A 21398-nucleotide genomic window follows, 5' to 3' on the forward strand; every position below is an offset into this window, starting at 1 on the left:
ACCCCCGCGGGATATTTATGGACAGAAAATGGATACGGTCGCACTCCAGCCCGCCCAGTTCATTTTCTGTCCCCAAATATCCCCGCCGGAGGCCACCGCCCTTTCCACCCGCACTGCAGCGGGGCCTTGCGCCCGTCCGTCCCCCGATGCAGGAACGGCGCATGACCGGCCATGCCTTTCCCTTCCACGGCGAGATCCTGACCGCCCGCGCCTCGGGCGCGCTCTGGTGGGCGGCGGCGGGGGTGCTGGTGGTCGCCGACCTGCATTTCGGCAAGGCCCTGCGCCCGGCCCGCCGGGGCGGGGCGCTGTTGCCGCCCTATGACATGGCCGAGACGCTGGCCCGGCTGGACGCCGAACTGGACGCCACCGGCGCGCGCCGGGTCATCGCGCTTGGCGACAGTTTCGACGCCCCGGGGGCGGAGGCGGAACTGGCGGAACCCGACCGGCTCTGGCTGGCGCGGCTGATGGCGGGGCGGGACTGGATCTGGATCGCGGGCAACCACGACCCCGGCCCGGCGGATGTGGGGGGCAGCCTGCATGGCGCCTATCGCCTCGGCCCGCTGATCTTTCGCCATATCGCCGAACCGGGCGCGGTGGCAGAGGTTTCGGGCCACTATCACCCCAAGGCGCGGCTGGCGGCGGGGGCGGCGCCCTGTTTCCTGATCGACGCCGCCCGGGTGATCCTGCCCGCCTTCGGGCGCTATACCGGCGGGCTCGACTGCCGCGCGGATGTGCTGGCGGGGCTGATGGGGCCGGGGGCACTGGCGGTGCTGACGGGGCGGCGGGCGCGGCTGGTGCCGATGCCGCGCTAAGCGCGCGTTGACCGTCCTGCCCTAGGCCGGAGCGCGCGTATCCCCTAGATTGGGGCAAAGAGGAACCGGATGATCCGCCGCCGCCTGTACATCCTGCTTCGGCTGGCGCTGCTGGCCGTCACCGCCGGGGCGCTGGTTGCGGCGCTGCGGACGGCGCCTTTTGTCGCGCCCTTCACCGAACGGACGGTGGCGGCCACGCAGATTGCGCTGGAACGGGCGATGGCGCGGGTGGTGACGGCGGAATGGCTTCTGCCCCGGCTCGACGGGGCGCTGGCGGCGGAGGATCTGGCGCGGGCCGATATGCTGGCGGGCCTTGCCGCCGACCACGCCATTCCCCTGCCGACCGACCGCATCGCGGCGCTGGAGGCGCTGCGCGCGGCGGAATCGGGCTGGCTCAACGGGGCGTTGGATTGCGGCCTGTGCGCGCTCGACCTGACCGAATGCCGGTCGGTCGGGCAGCTTGCCGCCTGCGGCCTGCCGCTGGAACTGACCCCGGTGGGCGATGCCAATGCCCTGCGGCGGGCCGCCGTCGCGGCGGCGGCGGGGGAGGATGTCGACCGGCTGGAGGTCGGGCTGGCGCTGGTGGGCCTTGGCGCCAGTGCGCTGGTGCTGATGACCGGCGGCGGCTCGGCGGTGGTCAAGGTCGGGGCCTCGGGCCTGCGGGTGGCGCGGCGGATGGGCACGCTGACGCCCGCCTTTGCCCGGGTGCTGGCCGATGCCGCCGACCTGCCGGTGGCCTGGGGGCGGCTGCCGGCCTATGCCGCGGGCAACGCGCCGCTGGCGGCGGTGACGGATACCGCGCGGCTGGCCCGGCTCGGCGCGATCGCGGGCGACATCGGCGTGATCCGCCGCAACACCTCCACCGCCGATACGGTCCTGCTGCTGCGCCATGTGGACAGCGCCGAGGACGCCGCGCGCCTTGCCCGGCTGTCCGACGCCGCAGGCCCCGCCACGCCCCGGGTGATGGAGGTCTTGGGCAAATCCCGCGCCTTCCGCGCCCTGCTGCGGCTGACGGATGCGGCGCTGGCGGCGCTGGCGCTGGTCTGGGCGCTGGCGGTGCAACTGGGCACGATGATCGCCGGCTGGATGGGCCGCGCCGCCCTGCGCGCGCTGCGCCCCCCGCGCCCGCCCCGCCGCGTACCACCGCCGGTTGCCAAGCCGCCCCCCCTGCGCCATGATCCCCGCGCCTGAGGAGGGATCATGCGCAAGTTCCTGGTCGTGCTCGACGACAGCCGCGAATGCCTGAACGCGATGCGCTTTGCCGCGCTGCGCGCCGCGCGCACGGGGGGCGGCGTCATCATCCTGTCGATCATCCCGCCCGAGGAATTCCGCCACTGGCTCGGCGTCGCCGAACTCATGCGGGCCGAGGCGCGCGAGCGGATCGAGGCGCATTTCGAGGTATTCGCGAAATGGATGCGCGACCGGCAGGGGGTGAACCCCGAACTGGTGATCCGCGAGGGCGACCCGGTGAACGAGATCCTCGACCTCATCCGCGACAACCCGGAAATCGGGGTGCTGGTTCTGGGCGCGGGTACCGACAAGGCGGGGCCCGGGCCGCTCGTCACCGCGCTCAGCCGCAATTCGGGCAGCCTGCCGGTGCCGATCACCATCGTGCCGGGCGACCTGTCCAAGGAACGGCTGGAGGCGATCACCTGAACGTGCCCGCCGGCCCACCCGCCTGCGACAATTTAGAAGTGTTCCAAACTTGACTTGCCGACCCCGGGGGCGCATATCCCTTGGCAGCAGTCGGAGTCCCCACATGTTCATCCAGACCGAATCCACCCCGAACCCCGCCACGCTCAAGTTCCTGCCCGGCCAGACCGTGCTGGACATGGGCACAGCCGATTTTCCCTCGGCCGAGGCGGCGCAGAAATCGCCGCTCGCGCGGCGCATCTTTGCCGTCAGCGGCGTGGCCGGCGTCTTTTTCGGCACCGATTTCGTGACCGTGACCAAGGCGGCGGACGTGCCGTGGGAACATGTCAAGCCCGCGATCCTGGGCGCGATCATGGAACATTACCAGTCCGGCGCCCCGGTGATCGAGGGCGATGGCGCGCAGCCATCGGGCCATGCCGCGCATGACGGGCCGGATGCCGATATCGTGGCCCAGATCAAGGAACTGCTGGATACCCGCGTGCGCCCGGCGGTGGCGCAGGACGGCGGCGACATCACCTTCCACGGCTTCGACCGTGGGGTGGTCTATCTGCACATGCAGGGCGCCTGCGCCGGTTGCCCCTCGTCCACGCTGACGCTGAAGATGGGGATCGAGAACCTGTTGCGCCACTATATCCCCGAGGTGCTGGAGGTCCGGCCCGTCGCGGCCTGACCCTTACCGCAACCGGCATGGCGACCTTTCTCAGGCCGATCCTGGCGTTCGACACCTCGGCCGCGCATTGCGCGGCCGCTTTGGTTGTCGATGGCGGCACCGTGCCGCGCGTCGCCCGGTTCGAGCCGATGCAGAAGGGTCAGGCCGAACGGCTGATGCCGCTGCTGGAAGAGATGCTGGACGAGGCCGGTTTGGCGTGGCCCGATCTGGGCGGCATCGCCGTCGGCACGGGGCCGGGGAATTTCACCGGCGTGCGCATCGCGGTGGCGGCGGCGCGGGGTCTGGCCCTTGGCCTGGGCATCCCGGCCACCGGCCTGTCGGCCTTCGCGCTGATGCGCGACCCGGATGGCCCCGCCGCCCATGCCGCCGAATGGGTCAGCCTGCCCGCCCCGCGCGACCAGGCCTATCTGCAGGCCTTCCGCTATGGCGTGCCGCAGGCCGCGCCCCGGGTGGTGGACCCCGCGGCGCTGCCCGACGACCTGACCCCGCCCCCGAACCTGCGCGTCATCGGCCATCGCGCGGCAGAGATCGCGCGCCCCTGCGGCGCCGGGGCGGTGGAGGCGGCGCTGGACCGGCTTCCCGAACGGCTTGCCCGCCTTGCATCGTGGCGGTTCGAAACCGGCGCCCTCGGCCCCCGGCCCGCGCCGCTTTACGTCCGCCCGGCCGATGCCGCCCCGCCCGCCGATCCGCCGCCGGTGATCCTGCCATGACGCCGGGCGATCTGGCCGCGATCCACGGCGCCGCCTTCACCACCCCCCCGCCATGGTCGGCAGAGGCTTTCGCGGGCCTTCTGGCATCGCCCGGCAGTTTCGTGATCGCGGAACCGCAGGGCTTCGCCCTTGGCCGCGTGGTGCTGGACGAGGCCGAACTGCTGACCATCGCCGTCACCCCCGAGGCCCGCCGGCAAGGCATCGGCGCACGGCTGCTGGCAGGCTTCACCGCCGGGGCCGCCGCCCGGGGTGCGGCGCGGGCGTTTCTGGAGGTCGCGGCCTCGAACACCGCCGCCATCGCGCTTTACTCCGGCGCGGGCTGGCGGGTGACGGGGCGGCGGCGGGGCTACTATCACGGCCCGGACGGGGCGGAGGACGCCGTGCTGATGGCGCGCGACATCGGGGGGGCGGCATGACGACGGAAGATCTGGCGGCGCTGGTACGCGCCCGGGCGGGGGATGCGCCGGTGCGGCTGGGGCTGGTGCTGGGATCCGGCCTCGGCCATCTGGCGGGGATGGTCGAGGGCGTGGCGATCCCCTATGCCGACCTGCCCGGCCTGCCGCAGGCGGGGGTTTCCGGCCACGATCCGCAACTGGTGGTGGGGATGCTGGAGGGCCAGCGCGTCGCCGTCTTCGGCGGGCGGGCGCATTACTACGAACAGGGCGATGCGGCGGCGATGCGCCCGGCGCTGGAACTGCTGCGCGCGCTCGGCGCGGACAGCGTGATCCTGACCAATGCCGCCGGCAGCCTGCGCGCCGACCTGCCGCCCGGCGGCATCATGCTGCTGGCCGACCACATCAACTTTTCGGGCCGCAACCCGCTGATCGGCGAGGCGGGGGATGCCCGCTTCGTCCCCATGACCGGTGCCTACGACCCCGCCCTGCGCGCCGCCCTGCGTGCCGCCGCCGCCGCCACGGGCGAGGCGCTGCCCGAAGGCGTCTATGCCTGGTTTTCCGGCCCCTCGTTCGAAACCCCGGCCGAAATCCGCGCCGCGCGCATCCTCGGCGCCGATGCGGTCGGCATGTCGACGGTGCCCGAGGTGATCCTCGCCCGGTTCCTCGGCCTGCGGGTGGCGGCGCTGTCGGCCATCACCAACATGGGCGCGGGCCTGTCGGACGAGGCGATCAGCCACCACCACACCAAGGCCATGGCCCCCCTTGGCGCGGCCCGGCTGGAACGGGTCCTGCGCGCCTTCCTGCGGGCCCTGCCGCCTGTTTGACAACGCCGCGCGGGCGGGCGACTGTGAAGGCCCGCGCAACCTTTTCCCGCCCCGGTGCCGATGCAGATCTATCTTCCCATCGCCGAGGTTTCCGTCAACGTATTCCTGCTGTTGGGGCTCGGCGGGCTGGTGGGGGTGCTGTCGGGCATGTTCGGCGTGGGCGGGGGGTTCCTGATCACGCCGCTGCTGATGTTCATCGGCGTGCCGCCCGGGGTGGCGGTGGCGACGGGGGCGAACCAGGTGGTGGCCTCGTCGATTTCCGGCGTGCTGGCGCAGATGCGGCGCAAGGGCGTCGATTTCCGCATGGGCGCGGTGCTGCTGGCGGGGGGGCTTCTGGGCTCCGGTTTGGGGATCTGGATCTTCGCGCTGCTGCGCAGGCTGGGACAGGTGGAACTGCTGGTGCAGCTGTCCTATGTGGTCTTCCTCGGCCTCGTCGGCGCGCTGATGCTGCGCGAGGGGGTGGCGGCCCTGATGCGCGCGCGCGGGCCGGCCCCGCCGCCGCGGCGGGCGCATCAGCATTTCCTTGTCCACCGCCTGCCGCTGAAGGTGAAGTTCCGCGCCTCGGGCCTTTACATCAGCGTGATCCCGCCGCTGATGGTGGGGGCCTTCGTCGGGCTTCTGGCGGCGGTGATGGGGGTCGGCGGGGGCTTCATCATGGTGCCGGCGATGATCTATCTTCTGGGCATGCCGACGCGGGTGGTGGTCGGCACGTCGCTGTTCCAGATCATCTTCGTCACCGGCTTTGCCACCGTGATGCATGCCGTCACCGCCTATTCGGTCGATATGCTGCTGGCGCTGGTGCTGATCCTCGGGGGGGTGATCGGGGCGCAGGTGGGCGCGCGGATCGGCGCGCGGCTGAAGGCCGAACAGATGCGGGTGGCGATGGCGGCGCTGGTGCTGGCGATGGCGATCAAGATCGCGCTGGACCTGCTGCTGACGCCGGCAGAGTTCTATTCCATCGCCCGGGGGCGGCTGCCATGAGGGCGCGGGCGATCATCGCGGCGCTGCTGCTGCTGGCCGCCCCCGCGCTGGCCCCGGCGCAGACGCCCGAGGAACGGGTGGTCGCCGGTCTCAGCCAGAACCGGGTGGCGATCACGGCGAATTTCGACGGCTCGGAGATCATCGTCTATGGCGCGATCCGGCGCGAGGCCCCGGCGCCCGCCGCACCCCCCGGCATCATCGTCACGGTCGAGGGGCCCGCGGGCCCGGTGACGGTGCGCCGCAAGGAACGGGTGCTGGGCATCTGGGTCAACGCGGCCTCGGTCCAGATCGACAGCGCGCCGAGTTTCTATGCCGTCGCCAGCACCGCGCCGCTGCCCGAGATCCTGACCGGCGAAGAGGACACGCGCCACCGCATCACCGTGCCGCAGATGATCGCCGCCCCGCCGCAGGCCCGCCCCGGCGGGCCGGACGCCGCCTTCACCGAAGGGCTGATCCGGCTGCGGGGGCGCGCGGGGGGGTATCAGGCGGATGCGGATGTGGCGATGGTCGAGGATGTGCTGTTCCGCACCGATGTGATGCTGCCCGCGAACCTGACCGAGGGCCTGTTCCGGGTGCGCATCTTCCTGACCCGCGACGGCCGGGTGATCGACCGGCACGAGACGGAAATCGAGGTCCGCAAGGAAGGGGTGGAACGCTTCCTGCACCACATGGCGATGGAACAGCCGCTGATCTACGGCCTTCTGTCGCTGGCGCTGGCGGCGCTGGCGGGGTGGGGCGCCTCGGCGCTGTTCGCGCGGCTGCGGTTCTAGGGGGCCAGCCCCGCCTCTGCCAGCAGGCGGGCGGCGGCCCTGTCCAGCAGGCGTTCGCGCGCCGCGCCCTCGACCGGCACGCGGCCGTGTTCCAGCATCAGGGGTGCTGCAAGCGGGGTGAGGCGGTCGAGGTGCAGATGGTCGATGCGGCCCTTCGTGCGGGCCAGCATGTCCTCGATCCGGCCGAAATCGACAAGGCCGCGCATCGCCTCGTCCCGGGTGATGCGCAGCAGCAGGTGGCCGGGGTCGTGGCGGCGCAGCGTGTCGTAGAGGATGTCGGACGAAAACGTCGCCTGCCGCCCCGTCCGCCGCTGCCCGGCGCGGGATTGTTCGATCAGCCCGGCGATGATGGCCGAATTGCGGAAGGTGCGCTTCATCACCGCGCTGGCGGCCAGCCAGCCTTCCAGCCCTTGCCGCAGGCGGGCGGGGTCCAGCAGCGGGCGGATGTCGGGGATTTCCGTCAGGCCCCAGACCAGCGTCGCATAATCCGTGGCGACGAAGCCGAGGGGGTCGAGCCCCTCTTCCTCCATCCGCCGGGTCAGCAGAAGGCCCAGTGTCTGTTGCGCATTGCGGCCCGCGAAGCCGTAGATGCAGCTATGCGCGCGCCCTTCGGCCGGAAAGCTTTCGACCAGCAGCCGCCCCGGTTCGGGCAGGTGCGACACTGCGCGCTGCAATGCCAGCCAGCGGGCGGTATGGGCCGGCAGGCCGGGCCAGCGGTCCTGGTGCAGGAACGTCAGGATGCGGTCGGCCAGCAGGGTCGATGTGGCGAATTTCGTGCCGCTGAACACCGCCACCTTGGGGTCGCGGCCGGGCTGGCGGCTGACCTCGACCGTCAGTTCGTGCAGCGATTCGTAGCGCACGACCTCGCCCCCCATCAGGAAGGTGTCGCCGGGGATGAGCGAGGCGGCGAAGCCTTCCTCGACCTCGCCCAGGGGGGTACCGCGCCCGCGCAGGCGGACTTTCAGCGTTTCGCTGTCGATGATGGTGCCGATGTTCTGGCGGATGACGGCGGCGGCGCGCGGGTCGCGCAACTGCCAGCGCCCGTCGCGTTCCATCAGCCGCCGCCAGCGGTCATAGGCGCGCAGGGCATAGCCGCCGGTGGCGACGAAATCGAGGCAGGCGTCGAAATCGGCGCGGGGCAGGGCGGCATAGGGGCCGGCGGTGGTGACTTCGGCGTAAAGCTCATCCGCCGCGAAGGGCCCGGCGCAGGCGCGGATCAAGAGATGCTGGCAGAGCACGTCCAGCGGCCCCGGCCCGCGCGGTTCGCCATCCAGCGCCCGGTCGCGCACGGCGGCAAGGGCGGCCTGGCATTCCACCACCTCGAACCGGTTCGCGGGCACCAGCAGCGCCTTGGAGGGCGCGTTGTAGCGGTGGTTTGCCCGCCCGATCCGCTGCACCAGCCGCTTGACGTTCTTGGGCGCGCCGACCTGCACCACCAGATCCACATCGCCCCAGTCGATGCCCAGATCGAGGCTGCCGGTACAGACGACGGCGCGCAGCCGGCCCTCTGCCATCGCCTGTTCGACGCGGGCACGCTGTTCGCGCGACAGGCTGCCGTGGTGGATGCCGATGGGCAGGCCGGCCTCGTTCTGCATCCAGAGGTGGTGGAAGAAGATTTCCGCCTGCGCACGGGTGTTGTGGAAGATCAGCGTGGTGCGGTGGCGGGCGACCTCGGCCAGGATTTCCGGGATCGCGTGCCGCCCGCCGCCCCCGGCCCAGGGGGGGGCGGCGGCGGTGTCCAGCATGGCGATGTCGGGGTCCGGCCCCGGGTCGGCGGTCAGCACCGCGCAGGCGGGCGACAGGAACCGGGCCAGCGCCGGCGGATCCTCGACCGTCGCCGACAGGCCCACCCGGCGCAGCCCCGGGGCCAGCGCCTGCAACCGCGACAGGCACAGCATCAGCTGATCGCCCCGCTTGCTTTCGGCCAGCGCGTGGATTTCATCGACGATCACCCGTTGCAGCCCCGCGAAGATGCGCGGCGCGTCGGGATAGCTCAGCAGCAGGGCGAGGCTTTCGGGTGTCGTCAGCAGGATATGCGGCGGGTCGGCGCGCTGGCGCTTGCGGGCGGTAGCGCCGGTATCGCCGGTGCGGTCCTCGACCCGGATCGCCAGCCCCGCACCGTCCAGCGGCGCGCGCAGGTTGCGGGCGATGTCGGCGGTCAGCGCCTTCAGCGGCGAGATGTAGAGCGTATGGAGCCCCGGCCCCGGCGCGGGCCCCAGTTCGGCCAGCGTCGGCAGGAACCCCGCCAGCGTCTTGCCCCCGCCGGTGGGCGCGATCAGCAGCAGTGCGGGTTCGTCCGCCCGCGCCAGCATCGCCGCCTGATGCGGGTGCAGCGTCCAGCCCTTGCGGGCGAACCAGTGGGCGAGGGGGGCGGGCAGGGCAGTCATGCGCCGAACATAAGCCCTGCGCAGCCGCGGCGCAGGGGGGCGGACGAAAAATCCCTAGCGGGCGATCTTTTCCTCCATGACGAACATGTTCGCCCAGGCCCGGTCGATCAGGTCGGGGGTCATCTGGTAGGGGATGCCCTCGAATTCGCAGATCGAGATCATCTGGTCGATCAGGAATGTCGGCTGGTAGTTGGCGAAATTGTTCTGGATCGTCGGGTACTTGACCTTCAGCAGATGGATCAGCGCGGCCTCGTTCAGGGGCATCTTCTTCTTCTTCGCCACCATGGCGAAGATCTTGAGGAACATTTCCTGGTTCGGCCCGTCGATCTTGATCTTGAAGAAGATCCGCCGCAGCGCCGCGCCGTCGAAGATCTCGTTGGGGTGGAAGTTGGTGGAAAAGATCACCAGCGTGTCGAAGGGCACCACGAACTTCTCGCCCGATTGCAGCGCGAGGATGTCGTAGCCCATTTCCAGCGGCACGATCCAGCGGTTGACGATGGCCTGCGGCGGTTCCTGCTGGCGGCCGAGGTCGTCGATGATGAAGATGCCGCCGGTGGCCTTGAGTTGCAGCGACGCCTGATAGGTGCGCGCGACGGGGTTGTAGGCCAGGTCGAGCATGTCCAGCGACAATTCGCCCCCCGTGATCACCGTGGGGCGTTCGCACAGCACATAGCGGTTGTCGAACCGGTTCGAGGTGCGGCGCAGGCTGTTCGGGTCGTCCACCGCGGCCTCGGCCTTGGAATGCACGATCGGGTCGTAGACGGTGATGATCTGGCCGGAATATTCGATGGCGCGGGGGACATAGATCCTGTCGCCCATCGCGTCGCGGATACCGTTGGAGATCGAGGACTTGCCGTTGCCGGGCGGCCCGTACATCAGGATCGACCGGCCAGAGGTGACGGCCGGCCCGAGGTGGTCCAGCAGGCTGTCGGGCAGGATCAGATGGCCCATGGAGCCCACGAGCTGCTGCCGCGTCAGGCGGATGTCGCGGATTGACTGGCGCTTGACCTGTTCGCGGAACATGTCGAGCGGGATCGGCATCGGGCCGAAATATTCCGACTGCGCCAGCGCATCGAGCGCGCGCGCCTTGCCCGCGTCGGTCAGCTGATAGCCCATCTCGTTGCCCGAGGTCGCGTGCAGCGTCCCCGTCGCCTCCACCAGCCGCTGGCTGCGCGCGAGGTCCACCAGTTCCTGCATGATCGGCACCGGCAGACAGCAGATGCGGGCAAGGTCCGACACCATGTCCACGTTCATGCGGAACATGGTCTTGAGCAGCACGTCGCGCATCATCACCGGCGTCAGGCCCACATCGGCCATCGTGCGGGGCGGCGGGGGCGGCTGGACGCCGGCCGGGGCGGTGGCGTTGGGGGCCTGCATGTTCATCGGGCAACCTCGAGTCGTCGCGGATCGCGCGCAGGATGTGCGGGGATGATGGTCAAATTTGGGCCGATCTCAGGCCCCGAAGCGGATCGCGGCCAGAAGATAGAGGATCAGCGACCCCGCCAGCGCGAGGCCCATGGGAAACTTGGCATGGGTCCAGCTGGCCCAGTCGGGCGTCGCGCCGCGGAAGGCGGGCAGGGCGCGCATCGCGCGATGGGCGGCAAAGGCGCCCAGAAGCGCGGCGGCAAAGATGGCCAGGAACAGCCGCAGGTCGCCGAGCGCGACGAAGGGCGCCATCGCGGCGGCGAATTTGGAATCCCCCGCCCCCACCAGCCCCGCCGCGGTCATCACGAACCCCGCCGCCAGTACCACCACCAGATGCAGCCAGCCCCAGGCCCAGACGTCGAGCGGCAGCGCCAGCGGGCCGATCACCAGATAGACCGCCGCCAGCGCGATGACGGCCTTGTTGGGGATGCGCATGAACTTCATGTCGCTCCACGCCACCCAGATGGCGATGGGCAGGGCGAAGGGCAGGAACCAGAGCGCGGCGGCGGCAGGCAGGGCCAGCATCGGATCACGCCCCGCCGTCGAGCGCGCGCAGGCTGCGCACGGCGGCGTCGAAATGCTGCGGATGGGTGTCCACCGCCTCTTGCAGCAGCGCCTTGCCGACGGAAACGTCGCCCGCCTTGACCGCCGTCAGCGCCATCGTGTGCAGCAGTTGCGCCCGTTCGGTCTGGGTCATCTGGATCACCGGCAGGTCGTAGTTGCGCTGCGCGCCGCGCGCCATGACGAGGTTGTTCTTGGCGGTGAAAAGGGCGGGTTCGTAGGTGATCGCCTCGACGAACAGCCTTTCGGCCCCGGCATAGTCGCCGCGCGTCAGCTTGGAAAAGCCCCAGTTGTTCAGCACCGGCCCGGGACGGTTGGTCAGGCCCGCGGCGATTTCATAGAAACTGTCGGCCTTTTTCCAGTCCTGCTTGGAATCGGCCACCATCGCCTCCAGCCGGTAGCGGGCGAAGGTTTCGTGGGTGGGCGGGATGCGGTTCAGCTGCGCCTCTGCCCCCGGCCAGTCGTTGGCGCGGATCAGCGCCTCGGCCAGGTCCACGCGGTCGTCCATGGTCGCCTCGGGCCTGGCCACGATTTCCGACCAGATCTGCGCGCCCTCGGTCGCCCGGCCCGCGCGGACCAGCGATTTCGCCAGCCCCCGGCTCAGGTCCAGCCGGTCGGGGTTTTCGGCCGATGCCTTGGTGAAATAGGCCACCGCCTCTTTCGGGTCGGCGACGGTCAGCATGATGTCCGACAGGTTGCTTTCGTCGATGACGTTCACGCTTTTGATCGCGCGGTCGACTTCGGCGTCGCTGGTGCCCTGGCAGGCGCTCAGGGCCGCCGTGCCGGCAAGGCACAGCAGGGCAAGGATGGGGCGGCGCATTTCGCGTCCTTTGCTGCTCGGCCCTCACCGATCCGAAAGAAGCAGGTACTCACCCGGCCCCCGCCTGACCAGCGAGAAGTTGTGATTATCGTTTTCGCCAGAATAGACCTGATTTTCGGTCTTTGCGATTGCCAGCCGCAGATTTTCGCGGATGGCGTCCGAATTGCCACTGTCGAGCGCGAAGGCGCGCTGAAAGACGCGCCGCGCCTCGCCCGTTTCGCCCTTTTCCATCAGCACGACGCCGAGGTTGTTGAGCGCGGGGATGAAGTCGGGATCCTGTTCCAGCGCCCGGCGCAGGATCTGTTCGGCCTGCCCCAGACGCCCCAGACGCAGGTTGGCCGACCCGATGGCCGACAGCACATCCGCATCCGCCCCGCGTTCGGATGCCGCGCGCAGATAGGCCTTCAGCGCGAGTTCGTGTTCCCCCGCCGCCATCAGCCGGTGGCCCACGGTCAGGCCATCCACCGCCTCGCCCCGCCGGTCGGCGCGGGGCAGGGCGGTGTCATCGCCGGTGCCACCCGAACAGGCCGAAAGCGCGAGGCATCCCGCCACCAGAACCGCCGCGCGCCATGCCACTGTTCACCTCACATCCCACCCCCGCCAAGGACCTTGGCGATCCCGTGCAGCGACGGTCCGATGAGGATGATCATCAGCGGCGGCACGGTGAACAGCATTGTGCCGAGCGTGAGCTTGGTCGGCAAGACGTTCGCTTTCTCTTCGGCGCGCATCACGCGCTTGTCACGCATTTCCGAGGCATAGATCCGCAGCGCCTCGGCGATCGAGGTGCCGAAGGTGGCCGATTGCACCAGCGTGGTGACGAAGGACGCGATGTCAGGCACGCCCGCGCGTTCGGAAAAATCCTTCAGCACCTGGATGCGTTCCTTGCCGGCCTTGACCTCGTGCGCGACGATCTCGAATTCCTCGCCGAGCGCGGGATAGCCCGCCTTGATCTCGCGCGCGACGCGGATGATGGACTGGTCGAGCGACTGCCCCGCCTCGACGCAGACAAGCATCATGTCGAGACTGTCGGGAAAGCCGTTGATCATTTCCTGCTGGCGCGATTGCAGGCGGCGCTGCACCCAGTAGATCGGCAGGTAATACCCCAGCCCGCCGGGCAGCAGCGTGGAAATCAGCATCATGGTGGTGTCGGGTTCGCCATCGCCCTTGGTCGCCATGGTGTAGATCACGCCGAGCAGCAGCAGCCCGATACCCAGCACGAATTGCGCCGCGTGGAAAGTGCGCACCGCGTTCTTGGACCGGTAGCCCGCCCGCAGCATCTTGAGCCGCGCGGTGCTGAGCTGTTTGGCGTCCTGCGGTTCGAGGAAGGTGGCGAATTTCTGCAGCTTGTCGGATCTGTCGGCGACGCGCAGCCGCTGTGCCGGGTCGGGCGTCTCGGTCCGCGCCCGCGCGGCCTCGCGCAGCTTGTCGAGCGGGTCTTCGCGCTTGCGCAGCATCACCGGCAGCGTCAGCAGAATCAGCACGAGGCCGAGCCCGCCGACCGCCATCAACGGCCCCATGGGGCCGAGCCGGGCGACGAGGAAATCGTTGAGAGCGGCGATCAGTTCCATGACCCGTCAGACCTTGATGTTGACCATGATGCGCATGTAGATGACGTTGATCAGCAGAAACGTCCCCACGATCAGCGCCGCCGGGATGAAGGCGGATGTTTCCTTCACCTCGTCGTAGTAGTCGGGTTTCAGCACCTGGATCGCCACCATCGCGACGATGGGAAAGGCCGACAGGAACATGCCCGACCATTTCGCCTCTGCCGTGATCGCCTTCACGCGGCGGAACAGCTTGAAGCGCGAGCGGATCACCTTGGCCAGCCCTTCGAGGATTTCCGCGAGGTTGCCGCCCGACTGCTGCTGGATCGACACCGCCACGGCAAGAAAGCGCAGGTCCTGCATGTCCATCCGTTCGGCCAGCGCCTTGAGGCTTTCGGCCACGTCGCGGCCATAGGCGGCCTCGTCGGCGATGATGCCGAACTCGGTGCCCAGGGGGTCGGGCACCTCCTTGGCGACGATGCCGATGGCGGAAGAGAACGGATGGCCCACGCGCAGCGACCGCACCATCAGTTCCACCGCGTCGGGCAGTTGTTCCTCGACCAGCGCGAGGCGCTTCTTGGCCTTGTTGCCGACCCACATGTAGACGCCGCCCACGCCCATGCCCACCGCGACCAGCGCGCGCACGGCCGTGTCGGCGCTGGTGCCCACCGTCAGCCCCATATAGGCGACGGCGGACAGGGCCATCATGATCATCACCAGTTGGCGGGGCGAAAAGGCGATGTTGGCCTTCTGCGCCTTGGACGCGAGGATGGAATAGAGCGGGATCGACTTCGCGCTCATGTGCTGGCCCATCTCCTTGCGGAGCTGTTCCAGAACCTGTTCGCGGTTGCCGCCCTTTTCCATCAGCGCCAGGCGCCGGTTGACCTTGCTGTTGAGGCTGATCGACTTGCCGAAGACGGTCAGATACAGCCCCTCGACCAGCAAGAGGACGCCGATGAAAACGAGGCCATAGATCAGGGGTGCGGCGCTGATTTGCATGATCGGTCCTCAGGGCAGGGGTTCGTAGATCGACGCCGGCAGGTCGTAGCCCCACTGGCGGAAACGTTCGGAATAATGCGACCGCACGCCGGTGGCATTGAAGCGGCCGATGATCTTGCCGTCGGGCGCAAGGCCGAGGCGTTCATAGCGGAAGATCTCCTGCATCGAGATCACCTCGCCCTCCATCCCGGTGATCTCGGTGATCGACACCATCCGCCGGCTGCCGTCCTGCAGGCGGGATGCCTGCACGATCAGGTTGACGGCCGATGCGATCTGGCTGCGCACAGCCTTGAGCGGCATCTCGATCCCGGCCATCGCCACCATGTTTTCCAGACGGCTGATCGCGTCGCGGGCGTTGTTGGCGTGGATCGTGGTCATCGACCCGTCATGGCCGGTGTTCATCGCCTGCAACATGTCGATGACCTCTTCGCCGCGGGTTTCGCCCACGATGATCCGGTCGGGGCGCATCCGCAGCGCGTTGCGCAGACAGTCGCGCTGCGTCACCGCGCCCTTGCCTTCCACGTTCGGGGGGCGGCTTTCCATCCGGCCGACATGGGTCTGCTGCAGTTGCAGTTCGGCCGTGTCCTCGATGGTCAGGATGCGTTCGTGGTCGTCGATGAAGGACGACAGCGCGTTGAGCGTGGTGGTCTTGCCCGACCCCGTGCCGCCCGACACGATGACGTTCAGCCGCGTGGCCACGGCGGCTTGCAGATAGGCCGCCATTTCCTCGGTGAAGGCGCCGAATTTCACCAGATCGGGGACCTTCAGCTTTTCCTTCTTGAACTTGCGGATCGAGACGAGCGATCCGTCCACCGCCACCGGCGGCACCATCGCGTTGAAGCGCGAGCCATCGGCCAGGCGGGCGTCGACATAGGGGTTCGATTCGTCCACCCGCCGGCCGACCGCGGACACGATCTTGTCGATGATCCGCAACAGGTGGCGTTCGTCCTTGAAGGTGATGTCCGACAGTTCCAGCTTGCCCGACCGTTCCACGAAGATCTGCTGCGGGCCGTTGATCAGGATGTCGTTGACGGTATCGTCCTTCAGCAGCGGCTCGATGGGGCCGAGGCCCATCACCTCGTCGTACAGTTCCTGGTAAAGGGCGCTGCGGTCCTCCTTGTTGAGGACGACGGACATCTCTTCCAGCGCCTCGTTCGAGATGTCGACGATTTCCGAACGCAGGTCGGATTCGCTGGCATGTTCCAGCGCCGAGAGGTTGAGGTTTTCCAAAAGCCGCTTGTGCAGTTCGACCTTCAGTTCGCCCAGCCGTTCCTTGCGCTTTTTCTCCTTGTCCACCGCCACGGCCTGCGCGGCGGTGCGCGGGGGCGGCAGGGCGGCGCGGGGCTGTGCGGCCGGGGTGCGGGCCGGGGCCTGCGCGGGGGCGGCCACCGCCTGCTGTGCGGGGGCCGTCGTCACCGGCCGGGGGCGGGTGCTGTCTGCGCCGGTTTTCTTGAAACGGGAAAACATCGTGCCTCGTGTCCTGCCTTACTTGCGCCCGGCCTCGACCGCGCGGTTGAGGTCGTGGAGCGACTTCGCCAGTTTCTGGATCTCGCGCCGCAGCGGGTTCTTGGCGGCGCTTTCCGCCAGCGGCAGGCCGTGGTCGTTGGCCTGCGTCACCTGACGGCCGCCATCGGGCAGCATCAGTTCGATGTCGATGGACAGGCTTTCCGCCAGCCGCTTGGCCCGGCCCTTGCCCGACAGGTCGGTGAAGCGCGGCGCGCGGTTCAATGCGAAGCGCAGCTTTTCATGCGGCAGGTCCTCGGCCTTGAGCGCGCGCACCAGGCGCAGCGTGTTCTGGGCGGACCGCATGTCCAGCTCGATCAGCGCGAAATAGACATGCGCCTGCGCCAGCACCGTTTCCGTCCAGGCCACGATGGTCTTGGGCATGTCGATGATGACGTAATCGAAATTCGCCTGCGCGATGGACAGGATCCGGTTCATGTCGTCGGGGCCGACGAAATCCAGCGGCAGCATGTCGGGCGGCGCGGTGAAGACATGCACCTTGTCGTTGAAGCTGACCATCGCCTGCACGAAGGATTCACTGTCGAGTGCTGCGGTATCGGACAGCACCTCGAAGATCGCCTCGCGCCGCGGCAGGTCCAGATAGGTGGAGACCGAGCCGAACTGGAAATCGAAATCCAGCACGCAGACGCGCGGGGGTTCGGTCTTGGAAATCGTCGCCAGTTCCCAAGCGAGGTTGGTGACGAAGGTCGTGGCCCCGGTGCCGCCCGCCAGCCCGTGCACCGGCAGCACCACGCCGTCGCGGTCGCCCTTGGGCTTGAAGGTCGGGCTTGCGGCCTCCTGTTCCGTCGCCGCCATCGGCCCCCCGGGGGGGGCGGCCCGGCGCAGCCGGTCGATCGCGTCATGCAGCGCGCCATCGGGCAGGGGGTAGGGCACGAAATCCTCCGCCCCCATGCGCAGCAGGCGGTGCAGCGCGCCGGGGCTGATCTGGCCCGCGACGAGGATCACCTTGATGCCCTTGTCGCGCGCCGCCGCGACGATGGCGCCGATCTGTTCCAGGTCGGCCTCGTCCGCGGCATCGACCGCGACCGCGACGAATTCCAGCGTCGCCGCATCCGGCTGGCCGAAGAACCGCAACGCGTCGTCGAAGGACAGGTCGCCCCAGGTTTCGCCCAGTTCGGTTTCCATGTCCTCGATGAGGATGTCGAAGTTCTGCACATCGCGCGAGATGGTGCAGGCGACAATCGGCGCGGGTTCGGGTTGAAGGGGGGCAACATTCGCCATCTGCTCGGTTCCCTTTTCGGAAGCGCGCCCATTGCCCTGATCCTGATCGGGTGCGTTAGGGGTCTTCATCGCCGTTACACTCTACCCAGTACATGGTCGCACCGGCCGACTCGGATCGGGGGCACGCCGTTTTCATTTCCTCGTTTTGGTGGACAATGGTGGCGAGATTTGGGTCAAAACGCGTTATTGCGTAAATTTGCGCTGACATTCCGTCGCGGCAAGGCAGGCAGGGGGCGGACGGGGAAGGGCAGGGCTGCGGCCCATGCAAAAGGCCGGGCAGAACCTGCCCGGCCTTGGTGCGGCGCCCGACGGCGCGGCGATCAGATGGAAACAATCATTCGTCGCCGCCGACCTGCGTCGCCACCACCTGGTTCTGCGGATGGCGCGTGGTCGCGCTTTGCACGTATTCGCGGTGGATGACCTGCGCGTATTTGCCGTTCAGCACCATCGGATGCTGCGCGACGAAGCCGTTGACCTCTGTCACCGCGCGGCGGTTCAGCCGTTCTTCATGCGGGGTCGGGATCTGGGGTTCCGACTCGCCGCGCGACACCATCGCCTCCAGCCGCGACCGGCTGACGCCGAGCGTGCCCAGATAGGCGACCACCGCCTGCGCCCGGCGCAGGCCGAGCTGCTTGTTGTAGCTTTCCGACCCGACCAGGTCGGTATGGCCGTAGACGCGGAACCGCACCTCCGGGAACTGGCGGATCCAGCCCGCCTGCTGGCGCAGGATGGCGCGCGCGCCCTCGTCCAGCACGGCGGAGTTGAAGGCGAAGTTGACGGTGGTGGGCACTTCGCTGGCGAACCGGCCGGACAGCTGTTCGACATAGCCCTGCTGGCCTGTCTGGACCAGCGTGTTGTTCATCGTGGCATTGCCGAAGGTGCCGTCATCCACCCCCGAGCCCAACTGGCTGCCGGCGCAGCCGGCCAGGGCCGCCACCGCCGCCGCCGCGATCACAAGGCGCATCCGCGATCCCATCGGTTACTCCATCACATAGCCGTAGGGGCCGGCGAAATCCTGCCGTGCGACCTCGCCCGCCGCGCCCTTGGCGCGGGTGCCGCCCGTGACCTTGCCGAACAGGAAGAATTCCTTTTCCGACGGCAGGCGCACCCGGTCGGTCGGCAGGGCCAGCGCCTCGCCGCGGGTGGGCGTGACCAGATGGGGGGTGACGATGATGACCAGTTCGCTTTGCGCGCGCTGGTATTCGGACGACCGGAACAGCGCGCCGAGGATCGGCACCTCGCCCAGCCACGGCACCTGCCCCTTGAGGTTGCGGAAATCGTCCTGCAAGAGCCCGGCGATGGCAAAGCTTTCGCCGTCGCGCATCTCGACCGTGGTCGAGGTTTCGCGCCGCTTGAAGGCGTTGATGGTGAAACCCGCGTTCTGCACCGTGATGGTGGTGTCGATCGCCGACACGGCGGCGTTGATCGTCAGGTTGATGCCGTCGCCATCGACCACCCGGGGCACGAAGTTCAGTTCCACCCCGAAGGGCTTGTATTCGATGCCGATACCGCCGTCGGTGTCGCGCACCGGGATCGGGTATTCGCCGCCGGCGAGGAACTTTGCCTCCTGCCCCGACAGGGCGGTCAGGTTCGGTTCGGCCAGCGTGCGCACGACGCCCTTGGATTCCAGCGCCTCGAGCAGCACCGCGAATTCAAGGCTGCCGGCGGAAAAGCCAAGCCCCACCCCGCCCGAGGCCGACGGGTTCTGCGGGAAGTTGCCGCCGTCGAGCGTGCTGCCGACCGACCCCGGCGTGGTGAAGCTGCCGGTGCCGATGATCCCGCCCACGGTGTTAGAGTTCGACCGCACGCCGAGCGAGGCCGACAGGTTCTTGGACACCGACCGCTGCATTTCGGCGAAGCGGACCTTGAGCATCACCTGCTGCGTGCCGCCCACCGTCATCAGGTTCGACACCCGTTCGGGGGCATAGCGGCTGGCCAGGTCCAGCGCGCGGTCCAGTTTCGCGATGCTCGACACCTGTCCCGACAGCACGATGCCGTCATTGGCGGTGCGCACCTCTATCGGTTCGCCCGGCAGGATCTGGCGCAGGCGTTCCTTGAATTCGGCGATGTCGGGGGTGACATGCACGTCCACGTTCGCGATCAGCCGCCCGTCGGGCGACAGCAGCGTCAGCGTGGTGCGCCCCGGCGTCTTGCCGAGGACATAGATCGAACGGTCCGACAGGGTGGAGATGTCGGCGATGCCGGGGTTGGCGATCGACAGTTCCGCAAAGGCGGTATCGCTTTCCACCACCACGGCGCGGTTCATCGGCACGTTCAGCGCCGACGAGGGCGAGCCCTGCATGACGCGCAGCGTTTCGGCCATGACGGGCGGAGCGGCGGAAAACCCGACCGCCAGCCCGAACAGGGCGGTCGATAAAATCGTGAACTTGATCATGTGACCTGCCTCTCCGATCACGTCTGCCCGCGGGTCTTGGCGCCCGTAAACGCGTCCACTTTGCCGGAGTCGGGCTTTTTTTGCAAGAATCAAAGATTTGTTGCGCGGCATTGACATGAATGGGGCCGTGATGGGCGGGGGTATGGCACAAGGGCTTGGGCCCGCTGCGCCCGCGACGGGCAGATGCGGGGATCAGCCCGCCCCCGCCCTGTTGCGGAAATGCGCCAGCACGAACAGCCGGATGGCCGAGGCGAGCCCGATCCCGGTGCCCCTCGCCGCGTCGATTTCCGCGGCGAGCGTGTTGAGCGGCTGACCGCGTTCGGCCGCGATGTCGCGGAAGGCGCGCCAGAACTCGGGCTCCAGCGACACCGAGGTGCGGTGCCCGGCAAGGGTCAGCGAATGTTTCTCGGGCCGGCCCGTCATGGGTCCTGCGGGTCCTCGCGTCCGTCCTCGCGCCGGTGGGCGTCGAGATGCGCGCGGGCGCGGGCCTTGTCGGCGTCTGCCTGTGCGCGCTCGGCCTTGCTGCGCCCGAATTTCGCGGCATTGGCATCGGCCTGCGCCCGTGCCTGCGTGCGGGCGGCGGCCTTGCGGGCGCGGTTGAGGTTGACGATTTCCGCCATCAGAGCCGCCCCGCGCCGAAGGTGTCGCACTGGTTCGGGTCGCCGCTGCGGTAGCCCTGAAAGAACCACCGCTGCCGCTGGTCCGAGGTCCCGTGGGTGAAACTGTCGGGCACCACCCGGCCCCCCGCCGCGCGTTGCAGCGCATCGTCGCCGATGCGCGCGGCGGTGGCCAGCGCCTGCCGGATGTCGTCGTCCGTCACCCTGAGCCGCCCCGAGGCCGCATGCGCCCAGACCCCGGCATAGCAATCGGCCTGCAACTCTATCCGCACCGACAGCGCGTTGCTTTCCGCCTGGCCCACGCGCTGGCGCCGGGTGTTCACCTCGCCAAGGGTGCCGAGTTCGTTCTGCACATGGTGGCCGATCTCATGCGCGATCACATAGGCATTGGCGAAGTCGCCCCCCGCCTGCAACTGCTGTTCCATCACGCGGAAGAAATCCATGTCGAGATAGACCTTGCGGTCGCCGGGGCAGTAGAAGGGCCCCATCGCCGCATCCGCCATGCCGCAGGCGGAGGTGGTGCCGCCCGAGAACAGCACCAGCGACGGTTCGCGGTACTCCAGGCGCGATGCGGTGAAGATCTCGCCCCAGGCCTGTTCGGTTTCGGCAAGGATGGTGGCGACGAAGGCTTCCTGATCGTCGTCGATCCGGTTGGGCCCGGTGGGGGCCGGGGCGGTGGTCACGCTGCCGGTGCCGTTCAGGAAGGGCGTGACATCCACGCCCAGGAAGGCGCCGATCAGCAGGATCGCCACCGTCGCGCCGATCCCCAGACCCCGGCCGCCCGTCATGCGCATGCCGCGCCGGTCCTCGACATTCCGGCTGGTCCGACGGCCCCGCCAATCCATCGCATATCCCCCTGTCCGATGACCCATTCTGCCGCCGCCGGGGGGGCAAAGTCAAAGGCCCGCAGCGCGGGGCGTGCGGTTGCGGCGGATCGGGGGCAATACCGCCGCTCCCCGCTGGCGAAGGCGCGTGCCTTCGCCACCGCGATGCAGATACCGCTGCCCCGGCCGGGGGCCCCAAGCCCCCGGCCAGCGCCCGCCCCGCCCATGGCGGGCGCTTCTCGCCCGCCGGGGCAGGCGCTGGCCTC

Annotated in this window: 23 protein-coding genes; 9 read left to right on the forward strand and 14 right to left on the reverse strand. The window is 69.0% G+C overall.

Translation table 11 applies throughout. The features are described from left to right. The first annotated feature begins 161 nt into the window (after positions 1 to 161). The 9 genes from pdeM (at position 162) to RGD00_RS17755 (ending at position 6815) form a co-directional block, all read left to right on the forward strand. The gene (pdeM, locus tag RGD00_RS17715; protein ID WP_310458607.1) at positions 162 to 812 is read left to right on the forward strand and encodes a ligase-associated DNA damage response endonuclease PdeM; all 651 of its coding nucleotides are present in this window, start codon (positions 162 to 164) and stop codon (positions 810 to 812) included. A 69-nt stretch (positions 813 to 881) separates the two neighbouring features. Beyond that, positions 882 to 2003 carry a hypothetical protein gene (locus RGD00_RS17720; RefSeq protein ID WP_310458608.1) on the forward strand — a complete coding sequence of 374 codons (1122 nt, stop codon included), beginning with the start codon at positions 882 to 884 and terminating at the stop codon, positions 2001 to 2003. A gap of 9 nt (positions 2004 to 2012) precedes the next feature. After that, positions 2013 to 2468: a universal stress protein gene (locus RGD00_RS17725; protein WP_310458609.1), complete on the forward strand. Its 456-nt coding sequence runs from the start codon at positions 2013 to 2015 to the stop codon at positions 2466 to 2468. Between the two features lie 103 nt (positions 2469 to 2571). Continuing rightward, the gene (locus RGD00_RS17730; protein WP_310458610.1) at positions 2572 to 3135 is read left to right on the forward strand and encodes a NifU family protein; all 564 of its coding nucleotides are present in this window, start codon (positions 2572 to 2574) and stop codon (positions 3133 to 3135) included. Between the two features lie 17 nt (positions 3136 to 3152). Then, positions 3153 to 3845 (forward strand): tRNA (adenosine(37)-N6)-threonylcarbamoyltransferase complex dimerization subunit type 1 TsaB, encoded by a 693-nt coding sequence (tsaB, locus tag RGD00_RS17735; RefSeq protein WP_310458611.1) that lies wholly within the window; start codon positions 3153 to 3155, stop codon positions 3843 to 3845. After that, complete coding sequence (gene rimI, locus RGD00_RS17740) at positions 3842 to 4261, forward strand: ribosomal protein S18-alanine N-acetyltransferase (protein ID WP_310458612.1); 420 nt, start codon at positions 3842 to 3844, stop codon at positions 4259 to 4261. The genes tsaB and rimI overlap by 4 nt, the downstream gene beginning before the upstream one ends. Next, positions 4258 to 5064, forward strand: a complete 807-nt coding sequence (locus RGD00_RS17745; protein ID WP_310458613.1) for a purine-nucleoside phosphorylase — start codon at positions 4258 to 4260, stop codon at positions 5062 to 5064. The genes rimI and RGD00_RS17745 overlap by 4 nt, the downstream gene beginning before the upstream one ends. Before the next feature lie 60 nt (positions 5065 to 5124). Beyond that, positions 5125 to 6045 (forward strand): sulfite exporter TauE/SafE family protein, encoded by a 921-nt coding sequence (locus RGD00_RS17750; RefSeq protein WP_310458614.1) that lies wholly within the window; start codon positions 5125 to 5127, stop codon positions 6043 to 6045. Next, positions 6042 to 6815, forward strand: coding sequence for a TIGR02186 family protein (locus tag RGD00_RS17755; RefSeq protein ID WP_310458615.1), 774 nt, complete (start codon positions 6042 to 6044; stop codon positions 6813 to 6815). The genes RGD00_RS17750 and RGD00_RS17755 overlap by 4 nt, the downstream gene beginning before the upstream one ends. Here the strand turns inward: RGD00_RS17755 and RGD00_RS17760 are convergent. From RGD00_RS17760 to ypfJ, 14 genes are all read right to left on the reverse strand, one after another. Continuing rightward, positions 6812 to 9202: a ligase-associated DNA damage response DEXH box helicase gene (locus tag RGD00_RS17760; RefSeq protein WP_310458616.1), complete on the reverse strand. Its 2391-nt coding sequence runs from the start codon at positions 9200 to 9202 to the stop codon at positions 6812 to 6814. The genes RGD00_RS17755 and RGD00_RS17760 overlap by 4 nt on opposite strands. A gap of 54 nt (positions 9203 to 9256) precedes the next feature. After that, on the reverse strand, positions 9257 to 10585 hold the full coding sequence (locus RGD00_RS17765; RefSeq protein ID WP_310458617.1) for an ATPase: 1329 nt from the start codon (positions 10583 to 10585) through the stop codon (positions 9257 to 9259). 69 nt (positions 10586 to 10654) lie between these two features. Next, complete coding sequence (locus tag RGD00_RS17770; protein ID WP_310458618.1) at positions 10655 to 11152, reverse strand: prepilin peptidase; 498 nt, start codon at positions 11150 to 11152, stop codon at positions 10655 to 10657. Between the two features lie 4 nt (positions 11153 to 11156). Further along, positions 11157 to 12008: a tetratricopeptide repeat protein gene (locus RGD00_RS17775; RefSeq protein ID WP_310458619.1), complete on the reverse strand. Its 852-nt coding sequence runs from the start codon at positions 12006 to 12008 to the stop codon at positions 11157 to 11159. 24 nt (positions 12009 to 12032) lie between these two features. Then, positions 12033 to 12503 (reverse strand): tetratricopeptide repeat protein, encoded by a 471-nt coding sequence (locus RGD00_RS17780; RefSeq protein WP_425603436.1) that lies wholly within the window; start codon positions 12501 to 12503, stop codon positions 12033 to 12035. A gap of 89 nt (positions 12504 to 12592) precedes the next feature. Then, positions 12593 to 13576 (reverse strand): type II secretion system F family protein, encoded by a 984-nt coding sequence (locus RGD00_RS17785; RefSeq protein WP_310458621.1) that lies wholly within the window; start codon positions 13574 to 13576, stop codon positions 12593 to 12595. Between the two features lie 6 nt (positions 13577 to 13582). Next, positions 13583 to 14551 (reverse strand): type II secretion system F family protein, encoded by a 969-nt coding sequence (locus RGD00_RS17790; protein ID WP_310458622.1) that lies wholly within the window; start codon positions 14549 to 14551, stop codon positions 13583 to 13585. Between the two features lie 9 nt (positions 14552 to 14560). Further along, entirely contained in the window at positions 14561 to 16018 is a 1458-nt protein-coding gene (locus RGD00_RS17795) for a TadA family conjugal transfer-associated ATPase (protein ID WP_310458623.1), read from the reverse strand. Positions 16019 to 16036: 18 nt separating this feature from the next. Next, positions 16037 to 17296: a CpaE/TadZ family protein gene (locus tag RGD00_RS17800; RefSeq protein WP_310458624.1), complete on the reverse strand. Its 1260-nt coding sequence runs from the start codon at positions 17294 to 17296 to the stop codon at positions 16037 to 16039. Positions 17297 to 17630: 334 nt separating this feature from the next. Next, positions 17631 to 18272 (reverse strand): OmpA family protein, encoded by a 642-nt coding sequence (locus tag RGD00_RS17805; protein WP_425603434.1) that lies wholly within the window; start codon positions 18270 to 18272, stop codon positions 17631 to 17633. Positions 18273 to 18275: 3 nt separating this feature from the next. Beyond that, the gene (locus tag RGD00_RS17810) at positions 18276 to 19691 is read right to left on the reverse strand and encodes a type II and III secretion system protein family protein (protein ID WP_425603435.1); all 1416 of its coding nucleotides are present in this window, start codon (positions 19689 to 19691) and stop codon (positions 18276 to 18278) included. 192 nt (positions 19692 to 19883) lie between these two features. Beyond that, on the reverse strand, positions 19884 to 20114 hold the full coding sequence (locus RGD00_RS17815; protein WP_310458625.1) for a ribbon-helix-helix domain-containing protein: 231 nt from the start codon (positions 20112 to 20114) through the stop codon (positions 19884 to 19886). After that, entirely contained in the window at positions 20111 to 20311 is a 201-nt protein-coding gene (locus RGD00_RS17820) for a DUF4169 family protein (protein ID WP_310458626.1), read from the reverse strand. Before RGD00_RS17820 ends, RGD00_RS17815 begins: the two co-directional genes overlap by 4 nt. Continuing rightward, positions 20311 to 21153 (reverse strand): KPN_02809 family neutral zinc metallopeptidase, encoded by an 843-nt coding sequence (gene ypfJ / locus RGD00_RS17825; RefSeq protein WP_310458627.1) that lies wholly within the window; start codon positions 21151 to 21153, stop codon positions 20311 to 20313. Before ypfJ ends, RGD00_RS17820 begins: the two co-directional genes overlap by 1 nt. Between the last annotated feature and the right edge of the window lie 245 nt (positions 21154 to 21398).

The organism is Ruixingdingia sedimenti, assembly GCF_031432425.1.
GTDB lineage: Bacteria > Pseudomonadota > Alphaproteobacteria > Rhodobacterales > Rhodobacteraceae > Ruixingdingia > Ruixingdingia sedimenti.

What these genes read in the sequence shown, in the direction of transcription:
- pdeM (WP_310458607.1), top strand. Translation starts at nt 162, where the DNA reads ATGACCGGCCATGCCTTTCCCTTCCACGGCGAGATCCTGACCGCCCGC.
- RGD00_RS17720 (WP_310458608.1), top strand. Translation starts at nt 882, where the DNA reads ATGATCCGCCGCCGCCTGTACATCCTGCTTCGGCTGGCGCTGCTGGCC.
- RGD00_RS17725 (WP_310458609.1), top strand. Translation starts at nt 2,013, where the DNA reads ATGCGCAAGTTCCTGGTCGTGCTCGACGACAGCCGCGAATGCCTGAAC.
- RGD00_RS17730 (WP_310458610.1), top strand. Translation starts at nt 2,572, where the DNA reads ATGTTCATCCAGACCGAATCCACCCCGAACCCCGCCACGCTCAAGTTC.
- tsaB (WP_310458611.1), top strand. Translation starts at nt 3,153, where the DNA reads ATGGCGACCTTTCTCAGGCCGATCCTGGCGTTCGACACCTCGGCCGCG.
- rimI (WP_310458612.1), top strand. Translation starts at nt 3,842, where the DNA reads ATGACGCCGGGCGATCTGGCCGCGATCCACGGCGCCGCCTTCACCACC.
- RGD00_RS17745 (WP_310458613.1), top strand. Translation starts at nt 4,258, where the DNA reads ATGACGACGGAAGATCTGGCGGCGCTGGTACGCGCCCGGGCGGGGGAT.
- RGD00_RS17750 (WP_310458614.1), top strand. Translation starts at nt 5,125, where the DNA reads ATGCAGATCTATCTTCCCATCGCCGAGGTTTCCGTCAACGTATTCCTG.
- RGD00_RS17755 (WP_310458615.1), top strand. Translation starts at nt 6,042, where the DNA reads ATGAGGGCGCGGGCGATCATCGCGGCGCTGCTGCTGCTGGCCGCCCCC.
- RGD00_RS17760 (WP_310458616.1), bottom strand. Translation starts at nt 9,202, where the DNA reads ATGACTGCCCTGCCCGCCCCCCTCGCCCACTGGTTCGCCCGCAAGGGC.
- RGD00_RS17765 (WP_310458617.1), bottom strand. Translation starts at nt 10,585, where the DNA reads ATGAACATGCAGGCCCCCAACGCCACCGCCCCGGCCGGCGTCCAGCCG.
- RGD00_RS17770 (WP_310458618.1), bottom strand. Translation starts at nt 11,152, where the DNA reads ATGCTGGCCCTGCCTGCCGCCGCCGCGCTCTGGTTCCTGCCCTTCGCC.
- RGD00_RS17775 (WP_310458619.1), bottom strand. Translation starts at nt 12,008, where the DNA reads ATGCGCCGCCCCATCCTTGCCCTGCTGTGCCTTGCCGGCACGGCGGCC.
- RGD00_RS17785 (WP_310458621.1), bottom strand. Translation starts at nt 13,576, where the DNA reads ATGGAACTGATCGCCGCTCTCAACGATTTCCTCGTCGCCCGGCTCGGC.
- RGD00_RS17790 (WP_310458622.1), bottom strand. Translation starts at nt 14,551, where the DNA reads ATGCAAATCAGCGCCGCACCCCTGATCTATGGCCTCGTTTTCATCGGC.
- RGD00_RS17795 (WP_310458623.1), bottom strand. Translation starts at nt 16,018, where the DNA reads ATGTTTTCCCGTTTCAAGAAAACCGGCGCAGACAGCACCCGCCCCCGG.
- RGD00_RS17800 (WP_310458624.1), bottom strand. Translation starts at nt 17,296, where the DNA reads ATGGCGAATGTTGCCCCCCTTCAACCCGAACCCGCGCCGATTGTCGCC.
- RGD00_RS17805 (WP_425603434.1), bottom strand. Translation starts at nt 18,272, where the DNA reads ATGGGATCGCGGATGCGCCTTGTGATCGCGGCGGCGGCGGTGGCGGCC.
- RGD00_RS17810 (WP_425603435.1), bottom strand. Translation starts at nt 19,691, where the DNA reads ATGATCAAGTTCACGATTTTATCGACCGCCCTGTTCGGGCTGGCGGTC.
- RGD00_RS17815 (WP_310458625.1), bottom strand. Translation starts at nt 20,114, where the DNA reads ATGACGGGCCGGCCCGAGAAACATTCGCTGACCCTTGCCGGGCACCGC.
- RGD00_RS17820 (WP_310458626.1), bottom strand. Translation starts at nt 20,311, where the DNA reads ATGGCGGAAATCGTCAACCTCAACCGCGCCCGCAAGGCCGCCGCCCGC.
- ypfJ (WP_310458627.1), bottom strand. Translation starts at nt 21,153, where the DNA reads ATGGATTGGCGGGGCCGTCGGACCAGCCGGAATGTCGAGGACCGGCGC.